This window comes from Escherichia sp. KTE96, assembly GCF_000408525.1.
GTDB lineage: Bacteria > Pseudomonadota > Gammaproteobacteria > Enterobacterales > Enterobacteriaceae > Escherichia > Escherichia marmotae.
In genome coordinates this window covers 2,888,742-2,902,960 of sequence record NZ_KE137149.1, presented here as the reverse complement: position 1 = coordinate 2,902,960, position 14,219 = coordinate 2,888,742, and the positions used below count along the sequence as shown (strand labels likewise).

Here is a 14,219-nt window from a genome sequence, read left to right as displayed (position 1 = left end):
CATTCCTGGAAGAATCAAATTAGGTAAGGTGAATATGGGTAAAGCTCTTGTCATCGTTGAGTCCCCGGCAAAAGCCAAAACGATCAACAAGTATCTGGGTAGTGACTACGTGGTGAAATCCAGCGTCGGTCACATCCGCGATTTGCCGACCAGTGGCTCAACTACTAAAAAGAGTGCCGACTCTACCTCCACCAAGACGGCTAAAAAGCCTAAAAAGGATGAACGTGGCGCTCTCGTCAACCGTATGGGGGTTGACCCGTGGCACAATTGGGAGGCGCACTATGAAGTGTTGCCTGGTAAAGAGAAGGTCGTCTCTGAACTGAAACAACTGGCTGAAAAAGCCGACCACATCTATCTCGCAACCGACCTTGACCGCGAAGGGGAAGCCATTGCATGGCACCTGCGGGAAGTGATTGGTGGTGATGATGCGCGCTATAGCCGGGTGGTGTTTAACGAAATTACTAAAAACGCGATCCGCCAGGCTTTCAACAAACCTGGTGAGCTGAATATTGATCGTGTTAATGCCCAGCAGGCGCGTCGCTTTATGGATCGTGTGGTGGGTTATATGGTTTCTCCGCTGCTGTGGAAAAAGATTGCTCGCGGTCTTTCTGCCGGGCGTGTGCAATCAGTGGCGGTTCGCCTGGTGGTCGAGCGTGAACGAGAAATTAAAGCGTTCGTACCGGAAGAGTTCTGGGAGGTGGATGCCAGCACGACCACACCATCAGGCGAAGCGTTGGCCTTGCAGGTGACCCATCAGAACGACAAACCGTTCCGCCCGGCGACTAAAGAACAAACTCAGGCAGCGGTAAGTCTGCTGGAAAAAGCGCGCTATAGCGTGCTGGAACGTGAAGACAAACCGACAACCAGTAAACCTGGCGCGCCTTTTATTACTTCCACATTGCAACAGGCTGCCAGTACCCGTCTTGGTTTTGGCGTGAAAAAAACCATGATGATGGCGCAGCGTCTGTATGAAGCTGGCTATATCACTTACATGCGTACCGACTCCACTAACCTGAGTCAGGACGCGGTAAATATGGTTCGTGGATATATTAGCGATAATTTCGGTAAGAAATATCTGCCGGAAAGCCCGAACCAATACGCCAGCAAAGAAAACTCTCAAGAAGCGCACGAAGCGATTCGTCCTTCTGACGTCAATGTAATGGCAGAATCGCTGAAAGATATGGAAGCGGATGCGCAGAAACTGTACCAGTTAATCTGGCGTCAGTTCGTTGCATGTCAGATGACCCCGGCGAAATATGACTCCACCACGCTGACCGTTGGCGCAGGTGATTTCCGCCTGAAAGCGCGCGGACGTATTTTGCGTTTCGACGGTTGGACGAAAGTGATGCCCGCGCTGCGTAAAGGCGATGAAGATCGTATTTTACCGGCTGTCGATAAAGGTGACTCACTGTCGCTTGTTGAGCTGACACCTGCTCAGCACTTTACCAAACCGCCAGCCCGTTTCAGTGAAGCTTCGCTGGTTAAAGAACTGGAAAAACGCGGTATTGGTCGTCCTTCCACCTATGCGTCGATCATTTCGACCATTCAGGATCGTGGTTATGTGCGCGTAGAAAACCGTCGTTTCTATGCGGAAAAAATGGGTGAGATCGTAACTGATCGCCTGGAAGAAAATTTCCGTGAGTTAATGAACTACGACTTTACCGCGCAGATGGAAAACAGCCTCGACCAGGTGGCGAATCACGAAGCAGAGTGGAAAGCCGTACTGGATCACTTCTTCTCGGATTTCACCCAGCAGCTCGATAAAGCGGAAAAAGATCCGGAAGAGGGCGGTATGCGGCCGAACCAGATGGTTCTGACCAGTATCGATTGCCCGACCTGTGGCCGCAAAATGGGTATTCGTACTGCCAGTACCGGGGTATTCCTCGGCTGTTCCGGCTATGCGCTACCGCCGAAAGAGCGTTGCAAAACCACCATCAACCTGGTGCCGGAAAACGAAGTGCTTAACGTGCTGGAAGGCGAAGATGCTGAAACCAACGCGCTGCGCGCCAAACGTCGTTGCCAGAAGTGTGGCACGGCGATGGATAGCTATCTCATCGATCCGAAACGTAAATTGCATGTCTGTGGTAATAACCCAACCTGCGACGGTTACGAGATCGAAGAGGGCGAATTCCGCATTAAAGGTTATGACGGCCCGATCGTTGAGTGTGAAAAATGTGGTTCTGAAATGCATCTGAAAATGGGGCGTTTCGGTAAATACATGGCCTGCACTAACGAAGAGTGTAAAAACACGCGTAAGATTTTACGTAACGGTGAAGTCGCGCCGCCGAAAGAAGATCCGGTTCCGCTGCCAGAATTACCGTGCGAAAAATCGGATGCTTATTTCGTGCTGCGTGATGGTGCTGCCGGTGTGTTCCTGGCTGCCAATACCTTCCCGAAATCACGTGAAACGCGTGCACCGTTGGTGGAAGAGCTTTATCGCTTCCGCGACCGTTTACCGGAAAAATTGCGTTATCTGGCCGATGCGCCGCAGCAGGATCCGGAAGGTAATAAGACAATGGTTCGCTTTAGCCGTAAAACCAAACAGCAATATGTCTCTTCGGAAAAAGATGGAAAGGCAACTGGCTGGTCAGCATTTTATGTAGATGGCAAATGGGTTGAAGGGAAAAAATAACCTTTAACTTTTTCCGGTTTTTATAAACAAAGGGTCGCGAAAACGGCCCTTTTTTATTACATATTATTTTTTCTGCACACCTATACACTAAAGCTATAAATGATATAGTGGTTATAGTTATCGCTTTTTTTATTATTAAATCGTATTAGTCACCCGCCAGGTGTGACGAAAAAACGATGTTCAGATGGCGTCTAAGTGGATGGTTTAACATGAAATTACAACAACTTCGCTATATTGTTGAGGTGGTCAATCATAACCTGAATGTCTCATCAACGGCTGAAGGACTTTACACATCACAACCTGGGATCAGTAAGCAAGTCAGAATGCTGGAAGATGAGTTGGGCATTCAAATTTTTTCCCGCAGCGGCAAGCATTTGACGCAGGTTACTCCAGCCGGGCAGGAAATAATTCGTATTGCTCGTGAAGTCCTGTCGAAAGTAGATGCCATTAAATCGGTTGCCGGAGAGCACACCTGGCCAGATAAAGGCTCATTATATATTGCCACTACTCACACTCAGGCACGCTATGCGTTACCAAACGTCATCAAAGGTTTTATTGAGCGTTATCCTCGCGTTTCTTTGCATATGCACCAGGGATCACCGACACAAATTGCCGATGCAGTCTCTAAAGGTAATGCCGATTTCGCTATTGCCACGGAAGCACTTCATTTGTATGAAGATTTGGTGATGCTGCCATGCTATCACTGGAACCGGGCTATTGTGGTGACCCCGGACCACCCACTGGCAGGCAAAAATGCAATCACCATTGAAGAACTGGCGCAGTATCCGTTGGTGACGTATACCTTCGGTTTTACCGGACGCTCTGAACTGGATACCGCTTTTAACCGCGCAGGGTTGACGCCGCGTATCGTCTTCACGGCAACGGATGCTGATGTCATTAAAACCTACGTCCGGTTGGGACTGGGGGTAGGGGTGATTGCCAGCATGGCGGTCGACCCGGTTGCTGACCCTGACCTGGTTCGTGTCGATGCACACGACATTTTCAGCCATAGCACAACCAAAATTGGTTTTCGTCGCAGTACGTTTTTACGCAGTTATATGTATGATTTCATTCAGCGTTTTGCCCCGCATTTAACGCGAGATGTCGTTGATGCCGCTGTGGCACTGCGTTCTAATGAAGAAATTGAGGTCATGTTTAAAGATATCAAGTTGCCTGAAAAATAATTACCTGCGTTATTTCCGGCACCTTTATGTTACCAGGGGGCCGGAATATATTCTCTGCTCCTTCTTATTCGTACGCACCCACAATATAATTACCCCTGAAATCTTTATGGTAAATCGATCATAAAGTAGTGCCTAATTATCCGCCTCGCAAACTTCAATCTTCAAATATCTATATCAGGTCAAAAGATTGAATTATTCACTGGATACGATTCGTAAATTAGCTGGATTTTTGGCTAAAGTTTCATTAGGATTTGTCTCATCGTTTGATTAATTTTACCAATTGGTTAACGTCTTACTGATAAGTGATGGCGATCATATGAGGTTAGCAATGCCTTCTGGAAATCAGGAACCCCGCCGGGACCCTGAATTAAAACGCAAAGCCTGGCGTGCAGTATTTCTTGGTTCTGCACTCTTCTGGGTGGTTGTCGCACTACTGATATGGAAAGTGTGGGGATAACGATGGTTGTTCAGGAGCAGCATCAGGAATCGTCACCATTATGTCAGCATAGTGACAACGAAATGGAAACGAAACGAGAATGTTCCGTCGTTATTCCAGATGACTGGAAACTAACGTCGCAGCAGCAAGCCTTTATAGAGATGTTTGCTGAAGATGATCAGCAGAAACAATAATTATCATCATTCTTATTATCCGATATATTCGTGAATTAAACGCTTTTTAATACACCACTGCAATAAAAGGTTGAGTAATTTCAACATAAAGTAATAACAAATAAAGGGTGTAGCCTATGATCATCACAAATACGAAATACTGGTCCTGGATGGGCGCATTTTCTCTGTCGATACTCTTCTGGTCCGAACTCATCTGGATAGTTGCTCACTAATCTCTGACCTCGCTGCGGCGAGGTTTTTCTTTGTGTGCCGGGCATGTTCAGCAGCTCGGGGGTGAAAGTCCCCTGTCCAGCCTGATGGTGGCGAAGGACTAGCGAAGCGCAAGGGCGTCGTCGTGAGGCGGGGTCTGAAGGAAGCGTGAAGCAAATCCATGACCTGACGAACAGAAATCCGATACGAGGCCTACCCGGTTGGCGGAGCAAGCAAAGAATTGCGAAGGCCATAACCATCAAGAACCGGGGTGGTAAATCGGACAGGTGTGTGGTGAAGGCGGCTGAACTTACCCCGGGAGGCCTGTCCGTCGTTCTGTATCCAGAACTGAGCGTACCGTAAGGGGCGCTGACCGGCGGACAGGAGTCAGCAGAGGGCATAGTAGGGCATGACACCCGAAGGCCCGAACGGTAATGAGTGACGAGTATCAACGGAGGTTCTGAACGGTCATGCAGCAGAAAACGCATCGCGACCCTGAGGCCGGGGAACGGGGTGAAGCCCCGAACGCCGCCCTTCCGGGGGCTGAAACCGTGCAGGCACCGACGAACAGAGAAAGTCCGTCGTCAACAGTGTGGCTGATGGAAGCCATTTGTGAACCAGTCAATCTCAGGCAAGCCCTGAAAAGAGTTAAAGCCAACAAAGGTGCAGCGGGAGTCGATGGTATGCGCGTAAGCGAACTGCCGGACTACCTGAGGCACCACTGGCCAGAGCTGAAAGCGCAACTGCTGTCCGGCAGATACCGCCCATCTCCTGTGAGAAGAGTGTCCATACCGAAGCCCGGCGGCGGCGAACGTCTGCTGGGCATCCCGACGGTGGTGGATCGCTTCATCCAGCAGGCGATGATGCAGGTATTGCAGGCACAGTGGGATAGCTCGTTCAGCGACAACAGCTACGGGTTCCGTCCCGGTCGTTCGGCTCACCAGATAGTGATACAAGCCCGGGAACATATCGGGGCCGGGTATCACGGGGTGGTCGACCTCGATCTGGAGAAGTTCTTCGACCGGGTAAATCACGATGTGCTGATGAGCCGGATAGAGAAACGAGTATCGGATAAACGGGTGTTGTCACTTATCCGCAGGTTCCTGAATGTAGGGGGGATGGACGCAGGTCTGGTAAGGCCGGTGACAGAAGGAACGCCGCAGGGCGGCCCACTGTCGCCGCTGCTATCGAACCTGCTGCTTGACGACCTCGACAAGGAACTGGAGAAACGTGGTCTGAAGTTCGTGCGGTACGCAGACGACTGTAATGTCTACGTGAAAAGCGAACGGGCAGGCAACCGGATCATGGCGGGGTTGACGCACTGGCTGAGCCATAAACTGAAGCTGAAGGTCAACGCGAAGAAGAGTGCTGTAGCACGCTCTGAAACGCGCAAGTTCCTTGGATACCGCTTCATAAGGGGGCGGAAGGTATGGTGCGTGGTATCGCCGGAGTCGATAAAACGGTTCAAAATGCGGATAAGAGCACTGACCGGACGCAACACAGGGAGAAGCCTTGAACAGCTAACCCAGCCGCTAAGACGATATCTGACGGGCTGGAAAAGTTACTACGGGCTGAACCAGAGGCCATCGCTGATGCGAGAGCTGAACGGATGGATAAGGCGCAGGCTGCGAAGCATACTCTGGAAACAGTGGAAAACGGGCCGCAACCGCTTCAGGGAGTTGCGCAGTCGAGGCGTAAGCAAGGACCTTGCGGCGCAAACAGCAGGAAGCTGCCATAAAGAGTGGCGGATAAGCTGTAGTCCGGCACTGAATATAGCACTCCCCAATAAGCTGTTCTCCAGACTGGGCCTGCCAGAAGTATAGGCAGGCGACGATCAACATAACCGAACCGCCGTATACGGCCCCGTACGTACGGTGGTGTGGGAGGAAGCTGATCGTGAGATCAGCTCCTATCCCGATTTATCCCTGTAAGGCCTCTCCTCTTTTATCAATTTGGGTTGTTATCAAATCGTTACGCAGTGTTTGTGTTATCTTTAATATTCACCCTGAGGAGAATCAGGGCATCGCAACCCTGTCATTAAGGAGGAGCTATGTCGTCAACCCTACGAGAAGCCACTAAGGACACGTTGCAGGCTAAAGATAAAACCTACCACTACTACAGTCTGCCGCTTGCTGCCAAATCACTGGGCGATATTACCCGTCTGCCTAAGTCACTCAAAGTTTTGCTCGAAAACCTGCTGCGCTGGCAGGATGGCAACTCTGTTACCGAAGAAGATATACATGCGCTGGCAGGATGGCTGAAAAATGCCCATGCTGACCGTGAAATCGCTTACCGTCCGGCAAGAGTGCTGATGCAAGACTTTACCGGCGTGCCTGCTGTCGTTGACCTTGCGGCGATGCGTGAAGCGGTAAAACGTCTCGGCGGCGATACCGCGAAGGTGAACCCGCTCTCACCCGTCGATCTGGTGATTGACCACTCGGTGACCGTCGATCGGTTTGGTGATGATGAGGCCTTCGAGGAAAACGTGCGCCTGGAAATGGAGCGCAATCACGAACGTTATGTATTCCTGAAATGGGGACAGCAGGCGTTCAGTCGTTTTAGGGTGGTGCCGCCAGGCACTGGGATTTGCCATCAGGTTAACCTCGAGTATCTCGGTAAAGCGGTGTGGAGCGAATTGCAGGGCGGTGAGTGGATTGCTTACCCGGATACGCTTGTCGGCACCGACTCGCACACCACGATGATCAACGGTCTTGGCGTGTTGGGGTGGGGTGTTGGTGGGATCGAAGCGGAAGCAGCAATGTTAGGTCAGCCGGTTTCCATGCTTATCCCGGATGTTGTGGGCTTTAAACTCAGCGGAAAATTACGTGAAGGTATCACCGCCACAGACCTGGTTCTTACCGTCACTCAGATGCTGCGTAAACATGGCGTAGTGGGTAAATTCGTCGAATTTTACGGCGATGGACTGGATTCGCTGCCGCTGGCAGATCGCGCGACAATTGCCAACATGTCACCGGAGTACGGCGCGACCTGTGGCTTCTTCCCAATAGATTCGGTTACCCTCGATTACATGCGTTTAAGTGGACGCAGTGAAGATCAGGTCGAACTGGTCGAAAAATACGCCAAAGCGCAAGGAATGTGGCGTAACCCGGGCGATGAACCGATTTTTACCAGTACATTAGAACTGGATATGAATGACGTTGAAGCCAGTCTTGCCGGGCCAAAACGGCCGCAGGATCGCGTTGCGCTGGCAGATGTACCAAAAGCTTTTGCCGCCAGTAACGAACTGGAAGTGAATGCCACGCATAAAGATCGCCAGCCCGTCGATTATGTTATGAACGGGCATCAGTATCAATTGCCTGATGGCGCAGTGGTTATTGCCGCAATAACATCGTGTACCAACACGTCTAACCCCAGCGTGTTGATGGCTGCCGGGTTGCTGGCGAAAAAAGCCGTAACTCTGGGGCTGAAACGACAACCGTGGGTTAAAGCGTCGCTGGCTCCCGGCTCGAAAGTGGTTTCTGACTATCTGGCAAAAGCCAAACTGACACCGTATCTCGATGAACTTGGCTTTAATCTTGTAGGCTATGGCTGTACAACCTGTATCGGTAACTCTGGCCCATTACCCGATCCTATCGAAACGGCGATCAAAAAAGGTGATTTAACCGTTGGAGCGGTGCTGTCTGGTAACCGTAACTTTGAAGGGCGTATTCATCCACTGGTTAAAACCAACTGGCTGGCCTCGCCGCCGCTGGTTGTTGCTTATGCGCTGGCGGGCAATATGAACATCAACCTCGCTTCCGATCCACTTGGACATGATCGCAAAGGCGATCCGGTATATCTGAAAGATCTCTGGCCATCAGCACAAGAAATTGCTCGCGCGGTTGAGCAAGTCTCAACAGAAATGTTCCGTAAAGAATATGCGGAAGTTTTTGAAGGCACGGCGGAGTGGAAAGAGATTAACGTTGCGCGATCAGATACCTACGGATGGCAGGATGATTCGACCTATATTCGGTTATCGCCTTTCTTTGATGAGATGCAGGTAACACCAGCGCCAGTGGAAGACATTCACGGTGCGCGAATCCTGGCAATGTTGGGGGATTCGGTTACCACTGACCATATTTCTCCGGCAGGCAGTATTAAGCCCGACAGCCCGGCAGGGCGATATTTGCAGGGTCGTGGCGTTGAGCGTAAAGACTTTAACTCCTACGGTTCGCGGCGTGGTAACCATGAAGTGATGATGCGCGGCACGTTTGCCAATATTCGCATTCGTAACGAAATGGTGCCTGGCGTTGAAGGAGGGATGACGCGCCATTTGCCTGCCAGCGAGGTTGTCTCTATTTACGATGCAGCGATGCGCTATAAGCAGGAGAAAACACCGCTGGCGGTGATTGCCGGGAAAGAGTATGGATCTGGTTCCAGCCGTGACTGGGCAGCAAAAGGTCCGCGTCTGCTCGGTATTCGTGTGGTTATTGCCGAATCGTTTGAACGTATTCACCGTTCGAATCTAATTGGTATGGGTATTCTGCCGCTGGAGTTCCCTCCAGGCGTGACGCGTAAAACGTTAGGGCTGAGCGGGGAAGAAAAGATTGATATTACCGATCTACAAAGTCTACAACCGGGCGCGACGGTTCCGGTGACGCTAACGCGAGCGGAGGGGAGTCAGGAAGTTGTGCCGTGCCGTTGTCGTATCGACACCGCGACGGAATTAACCTATTACCAGAACGACGGTATTTTGCATTATGTCATTCGTAATATGTTGAAGTAACTGTGCTTTACTTGCCGGATGAGGGGCATCCGGCAAGCAGGCCGAATTTGCATTAAACGAGGATTATTTGTTCAGCAAATGGCCCATTTTTTCCGCTTTGGTATCGAGATAATGCTCGTTATTTGGGTTACGACCGACAATCAACGGCACGCGTTCAACAATGTTAATCCCTGCTTCGGTCAGAATTTCGACTTTTTTCGGGTTGTTGGTTAACAGACGGACTTCGTTGACACCAAGTAACTTGAACATATCGGCGCAAAGAGTGAAATCGCGTTCATCAGCGGCGAAGCCTAACTGGTGATTAGCCTCTACGGTATCGTAGCCTTGATCCTGCAACGCGTAAGCGCGAATTTTATTCAGCAGACCAATGTTACGTCCTTCCTGACGGTGATACAGCAAAATACCACGGCCTTCTTCGGCTATTTGTGTCAGTGCCGCTTCAAGCTGGAAGCCACAATCGCAGCGCAAGCTGAACAGGGCGTCACCGGTCAGACATTCGGAATGGACGCGCGCAAGTACCGGGGTATGCCCGGAAATATCGCCATAGACTAGCGCGACATGATCGTGTCCGGTTGCCAGTTCTTCAAATCCCACCATCAGGAAATCGCCCCAGGGGGTTGGCAGTTTAGCTTCTGCCACACGTTTAAGCTGCATGAAATTCTCCAGATAATGCTGGTTCTGTATCGGCTTATTTTGCCATAACGCGAAGGTGTTCACCTAATCACGACGCGTCAATCGTTCACTGAATGGCACAAATCTGTCAATTTTTCCAGGTCAGAGCATTTTCAGTTATGATTGTGAGACTTATAAGGAAGGAGAGACCATGCGTTCGATTGCCAGACGTACCGCAGTTGGAGCAGCACTATTACTTATCATGCCGGTAGCGGTATGGATTTCTGGCTGGCGTTGGCAACCTGGAGATCAAAGTTGGCTGTTAAAAGCGGCCTTTTGGGTCACTGAAACCGTCACTCAGCCCTGGGGCGTCATTACGCATCTTATTTTATTCGGCTGGTTTCTCTGGTGTCTGCGTTTTCGCCTCAAAGCCGCAGTTATGTTATTTGCTATTCTGGCAGCGGCAATTCTTGTCGGACAGGGAGCTAAATCCTGGATCAAAGGTAAAGTTCAGGAGCCACGCCCTTTTGTTATCTGGCTGGAAAAAACACATCATATTCCGGTTGATGAGTTCTACACTTTAAAGCGAGCAGAGCGCGGTAATTTAGTGAAAGAACAGTTGGCTGAAGAAAAAAATATCCCGCAATATTTACGTTCTCATTGGCAGAAAGAGACGGGGTTTGCCTTTCCTTCCGGCCACACGATGTTTGCCGCCAGTTGGGCCTTGCTCGCCGTTGGGCTGTTGTGGCCACGTAGGCGAACTTTAACCATTGCGCTCTTGCTGGTCTGGGCAACGGGAGTAATGGGAAGCCGCTTGCTGCTGGGGATGCATTGGCCGCGCGATCTGGTGGTGGCTACGTTGATTTCGTGGGCGCTGGTGGCGGTGGCAACCTGGCTCGCGCAACGTATTTGTGGGCCATTAACACCACCGCCGGAAGAAAATCGTGAGATAGCGCAGCGAGAACAAGAAAGTTAAAACTGGTTGAATTTCCGAATTTAACCCTCAAATCATCAACAATGATTGTGGCTACCATTTCGCAGACGTCGTGAAAATGGTACTTTAAAGGGCTATTGCGGTAAGTTGACCATAATTTATTCGCTCTAACCACATAACGGGAAGTAATGTGAAATATTTACTCATTTTCTTACTGGTGTTAGCGATTTTTGTGATTTCTGTCACGTTAGGTGCGCAGAATGATCAGCAGGTAACGTTTAATTATCTGTTAGCGCAAGGGGAGTATCGTATCTCTACTTTGCTGGCGGTATTGTTTGCTGCGGGGTTTGCTATCGGTTGGTTGATTTGCGGCCTGTTCTGGCTGCGAATTCGTGTTTCTCTGGCACGCGCTGAACGTAAAATAAAGCGACTGGAAAACCAGCTTTCACCTGCGACTGGCGTGGCGGTAGCGCCTGATTCGTCAGTAGCGAAGGAATAACTTTCTATGCTGGAGTTGTTGTTTCTGCTCTTGCCTGTAGCCGCTGCCTATGGCTGGTATATGGGCCGCAGAAGTGCGCAACAAAACAAGCAAGATGAAGCCAACCGCCTGTCACGCGATTACGTAGCAGGGGTTAACTTCCTGCTTAGTAATCAACAGGACAAAGCGGTGGATCTGTTCCTCGATATGCTGAAAGAGGATACAGGCACCGTTGAAGCCCACCTTACGCTCGGAAACTTATTCCGTTCGCGTGGCGAAGTCGATCGCGCTATTCGTATTCATCAAACCTTAATGGAAAGTGCCTCGTTGACCTATGAGCAGCGTCTGCTGGCAATTCAGCAACTGGGGCGTGATTACATGGCGGCGGGTTTATACGATCGCGCGGAAGATATGTTTAATCAACTGACTGATGAAACCGACTTCCGAGTTGGCGCATTGCAACAACTGTTGCAAATCTATCAGTCCACCAGTGAATGGCAGAAAGCAATTGATGTTGCAGAACGCCTGGTGAAGCTTGGTAAAGATAAACAGCGAGTCGAAATCGCCCATTTCTACTGTGAATTAGCCCTTCAGCACATGGCCAGTGACGATCTCGATCGCGCTATGGCCTTGTTGAAAAAAGGGGCGGCAGCCGACAAAAACAGCGCCCGCGTGTCCATTATGATGGGACGTGTTTTCATGGCAAAAGGGGAGTACGCAAAAGCGGTCGAGAGCCTGCAACGCGTTATCTCCCAGGACAGAGAGCTGGTCAGCGAAACGCTGGAAATGCTGCAAACCTGCTATCAGCAACTGGATAAAACTGCCGAATGGGCAGAGTTTCTCCAGCGTGCGGTGGAGGAGAATACGGGGGCAGATGCTGAACTGATGCTTGCCGACATCATTGAAGCGCGCGATGGCAGCGAAGCCGCACAGGTCTATATTACGCGCCAGCTACAACGCCATCCGACGATGCGCGTGTTCCATAAGTTGATGGATTACCACCTTAACGAAGCGGAAGAAGGGCGCGCCAAAGAGAGCCTGATGGTGTTGCGTGACATGGTGGGCGAGAAGGTGCGTAGTAAGCCGCGTTACCGCTGCCAGAAGTGTGGTTTTACTGCATACACGCTTTACTGGCATTGTCCGTCCTGCCGTGCCTGGTCAACCATTAAACCGATTCGTGGCCTGGATGGACTGTAATTTATAAAAAAAACCATCTTTAGTTACAACATACTAAGGGTTATTTTTACAAATAGCTTCGGTAACGCCTGAGCAGAAAAAGACTGGCAGGGGGAAAATCGTAACTGTTAATTTTTTATTTCCACGGGTAGAATGCACGCCGTTTACCTGTTTTGCGCCACTTCCGGTGCCCATCATCAAGAAGGTCTGGTCATGACGTTAACTGCTTCATCTCCTTCCCGCGCTGTTACTCATTCTCCTGTTGTTGTTGCCCTTGATTATAATAATCGTGACGTTGCGCTGGCGTTTGTCGACAAGATCGACCCACGCGATTGCCGTCTGAAAGTAGGCAAAGAGATGTTTACCCTGTTTGGGCCGCAGTTTGTTCGTGAACTGCAACAACGTGGTTTTGATATCTTCCTCGACCTGAAATTCCACGATATTCCCAATACCGCAGCGCACGCCGTGGCAGCGGCGGCTGACTTAGGCGTGTGGATGGTAAACGTTCATGCCTCTGGCGGCGCACGTATGATGACCGCAGCACGTGAGGCGTTGGTTCCGTTTGGCAAAGATGCGCCGCTATTAATCGCTGTGACTGTACTCACTAGTATGGAAGCCAGCGATCTGGCCGATCTTGGTGTGACACTGTCACCGGCAGATTATGCAGAGCGTCTGGCGGCGCTGACGCAAAAATGCGGCCTTGACGGTGTTGTGTGTTCAGCCCAGGAAGCTGTGCGGTTTAAACAAGCATTTGGTCAGGATTTCAAACTGGTGACGCCGGGTATTCGCCCGCAGGGGAGCGACGCTGGCGATCAGCGCCGCATTATGACCCCGGAACAGGCGCTGGCGGCAGGTGTTGATTATATGGTGATTGGTCGCCCGGTAACGCAATCGGCGGCCCCGGCGCAAACGCTGAAAGCGATCAACACCTCGTTACAACGGAGTGCATGATGAGTGATTCTAACAGCCGTCTGGTCTACTCAACGGAAACTGGACGTATTGATGAACCCAAAGCGACCCCTGTACGACCAAAAGGCGACGGAGTGGTGCGCATCCAACGGCAAACCAGTGGGCGTAAAGGTAAGGGCGTATGCCTGATTACCGGCGTCGATCTCGATGATGCCGAACTGATAAAGCTGGCGGCTGAACTGAAGAAAAAATGCGGCTGCGGCGGGGCAGTAAAAGATGGAATTATCGAAATCCAGGGGGATAAGCGTGATTTATTAAAATCACTGCTTGAAGCGAAAGGGATGAAGGTAAAACTCGCAGGCGGTTAACAAAAAAAGCCACGGAAATATTTTCGTGGCTTTCGTTTATTTCACTGTGTGTATTATTCAGTTATTTCGTACTGAACAGAGTCAAGCGTATTATAATAGCGAGTTGCTAATCGACATTTATTTACGATTATTTACCGACCTGGTGACCGATAATACCACCAACTGCTGCACCACCTAATGTACCCAGCGTGCTGCCATCAGTCAGTACTGCACCGCCTAAAGCCCCTGCACCTGCACCGATTGCGGTGTTTCGGTCCCGTTTAGACCAGTTAGAACAGGCGCTTAGAGACATTGCCAGTGTAATTGCCAGAACAGCCGCGGTCATTTTTTTGCTCGTTACAAACATAATACTCTCTCCTGAATTTATGATTCACGGAAGTA

14 protein-coding genes are annotated in these 14,219 nt (G+C 50.5%); 12 read left to right on the top strand and 2 right to left on the bottom strand.

Annotation, left to right across the window (positions count from 1 at the left end; all coding sequences use genetic code 11):
• The first annotated feature begins 34 nt into the window (after positions 1-34).
• The 7 genes from topA to acnA all read left to right on the top strand — a co-directional run bounded on the left by topA (position 35) and on the right by acnA (position 9,361).
• Positions 35-2,632, top strand: coding sequence for a type I DNA topoisomerase (topA, locus tag A1WG_RS01110; protein WP_001516492.1), 2,598 nt, complete (start codon positions 35-37; stop codon positions 2,630-2,632).
• Positions 2,633-2,841: 209 nt separating this feature from the next.
• Positions 2,842-3,816 carry an HTH-type transcriptional regulator CysB gene (gene cysB, locus A1WG_RS01115; RefSeq protein WP_000776256.1) on the top strand — a complete coding sequence of 325 codons (975 nt, stop codon included), beginning with the start codon at positions 2,842-2,844 and terminating at the stop codon, positions 3,814-3,816.
• A 316-nt stretch (positions 3,817-4,132) separates the two neighbouring features.
• On the top strand, positions 4,133-4,273 hold the full coding sequence (locus A1WG_RS01120; RefSeq protein WP_077627674.1) for a YmiA family putative membrane protein: 141 nt from the start codon (positions 4,133-4,135) through the stop codon (positions 4,271-4,273).
• 2 nt (positions 4,274-4,275) lie between these two features.
• Complete coding sequence (gene yciX, locus A1WG_RS01125; protein ID WP_000261428.1) at positions 4,276-4,446, top strand: protein YciX; 171 nt, start codon at positions 4,276-4,278, stop codon at positions 4,444-4,446.
• Positions 4,447-4,562: 116 nt separating this feature from the next.
• Positions 4,563-4,658, top strand: a complete 96-nt coding sequence (gene ymiC / locus A1WG_RS24775) for a small membrane protein YmiC (protein ID WP_122983110.1) — start codon at positions 4,563-4,565, stop codon at positions 4,656-4,658.
• 447 nt (positions 4,659-5,105) lie between these two features.
• A complete protein-coding gene (gene ltrA / locus A1WG_RS01130; protein ID WP_001516490.1) occupies positions 5,106-6,458 on the top strand; it encodes a group II intron reverse transcriptase/maturase in 1,353 nt (450 codons plus the stop codon).
• A gap of 227 nt (positions 6,459-6,685) precedes the next feature.
• The gene (acnA, locus tag A1WG_RS01135; RefSeq protein WP_001516489.1) at positions 6,686-9,361 is read left to right on the top strand and encodes an aconitate hydratase AcnA; all 2,676 of its coding nucleotides are present in this window, start codon (positions 6,686-6,688) and stop codon (positions 9,359-9,361) included.
• A 63-nt stretch (positions 9,362-9,424) separates the two neighbouring features.
• On the opposite strand, the gene ribA is transcribed toward acnA, so the two are convergent.
• A complete protein-coding gene (gene ribA / locus A1WG_RS01140) occupies positions 9,425-10,015 on the bottom strand; it encodes a GTP cyclohydrolase II (RefSeq protein WP_001176295.1) in 591 nt (196 codons plus the stop codon).
• A gap of 169 nt (positions 10,016-10,184) precedes the next feature.
• Here ribA and pgpB point away from each other — a divergent pair, with 169 nt between their 5' ends.
• The 5 genes from pgpB to yciH all read left to right on the top strand — a co-directional run bounded on the left by pgpB (position 10,185) and on the right by yciH (position 13,838).
• Positions 10,185-10,949 carry a phosphatidylglycerophosphatase B gene (gene pgpB / locus A1WG_RS01145; protein WP_001516488.1) on the top strand — a complete coding sequence of 255 codons (765 nt, stop codon included), beginning with the start codon at positions 10,185-10,187 and terminating at the stop codon, positions 10,947-10,949.
• A 148-nt stretch (positions 10,950-11,097) separates the two neighbouring features.
• Entirely contained in the window at positions 11,098-11,406 is a 309-nt protein-coding gene (lapA, locus tag A1WG_RS01150) for a lipopolysaccharide assembly protein LapA (RefSeq protein ID WP_000876278.1), read from the top strand.
• Positions 11,407-11,412: 6 nt separating this feature from the next.
• Positions 11,413-12,582, top strand: a complete 1,170-nt coding sequence (lapB, locus tag A1WG_RS01155) for a lipopolysaccharide assembly protein LapB (RefSeq protein WP_000891363.1) — start codon at positions 11,413-11,415, stop codon at positions 12,580-12,582.
• A 192-nt stretch (positions 12,583-12,774) separates the two neighbouring features.
• Complete coding sequence (pyrF, locus tag A1WG_RS01160) at positions 12,775-13,512, top strand: orotidine-5'-phosphate decarboxylase (protein WP_001516487.1); 738 nt, start codon at positions 12,775-12,777, stop codon at positions 13,510-13,512.
• Positions 13,512-13,838 (top strand): stress response translation initiation inhibitor YciH, encoded by a 327-nt coding sequence (yciH, locus tag A1WG_RS01165; RefSeq protein WP_001516486.1) that lies wholly within the window; start codon positions 13,512-13,514, stop codon positions 13,836-13,838. Before pyrF ends, yciH begins: the two co-directional genes overlap by 1 nt.
• Positions 13,839-13,965: 127 nt before the next feature.
• Here the strand turns inward: yciH and osmB are convergent, their stop codons facing one another.
• On the bottom strand, positions 13,966-14,184 hold the full coding sequence (osmB, locus tag A1WG_RS01170) for an osmotically-inducible lipoprotein OsmB (protein ID WP_000498252.1): 219 nt from the start codon (positions 14,182-14,184) through the stop codon (positions 13,966-13,968).
• Positions 14,185-14,219 lie beyond the last annotated feature (35 nt).

Excerpts from the sequence above, each read along its gene's own strand:
- osmB (WP_000498252.1), bottom strand. The coding sequence starts at position 14,184 with ATGTTTGTAACGAGCAAAAAAATGACCGCGGCTGTTCTGGCAATTACA.
- yciH (WP_001516486.1), top strand. The coding sequence starts at position 13,512 with ATGAGTGATTCTAACAGCCGTCTGGTCTACTCAACGGAAACTGGACGT.
- ymiC (WP_122983110.1), top strand. The coding sequence starts at position 4,563 with ATGATCATCACAAATACGAAATACTGGTCCTGGATGGGCGCATTTTCT.
- topA (WP_001516492.1), top strand. The coding sequence starts at position 35 with ATGGGTAAAGCTCTTGTCATCGTTGAGTCCCCGGCAAAAGCCAAAACG.
- cysB (WP_000776256.1), top strand. The coding sequence starts at position 2,842 with ATGAAATTACAACAACTTCGCTATATTGTTGAGGTGGTCAATCATAAC.
- pyrF (WP_001516487.1), top strand. The coding sequence starts at position 12,775 with ATGACGTTAACTGCTTCATCTCCTTCCCGCGCTGTTACTCATTCTCCT.
- yciX (WP_000261428.1), top strand. The coding sequence starts at position 4,276 with ATGGTTGTTCAGGAGCAGCATCAGGAATCGTCACCATTATGTCAGCAT.
- lapB (WP_000891363.1), top strand. The coding sequence starts at position 11,413 with ATGCTGGAGTTGTTGTTTCTGCTCTTGCCTGTAGCCGCTGCCTATGGC.
- ltrA (WP_001516490.1), top strand. The coding sequence starts at position 5,106 with ATGCAGCAGAAAACGCATCGCGACCCTGAGGCCGGGGAACGGGGTGAA.
- pgpB (WP_001516488.1), top strand. The coding sequence starts at position 10,185 with ATGCGTTCGATTGCCAGACGTACCGCAGTTGGAGCAGCACTATTACTT.
- ribA (WP_001176295.1), bottom strand. The coding sequence starts at position 10,015 with ATGCAGCTTAAACGTGTGGCAGAAGCTAAACTGCCAACCCCCTGGGGC.
- acnA (WP_001516489.1), top strand. The coding sequence starts at position 6,686 with ATGTCGTCAACCCTACGAGAAGCCACTAAGGACACGTTGCAGGCTAAA.
- A1WG_RS01120 (WP_077627674.1), top strand. The coding sequence starts at position 4,133 with ATGAGGTTAGCAATGCCTTCTGGAAATCAGGAACCCCGCCGGGACCCT.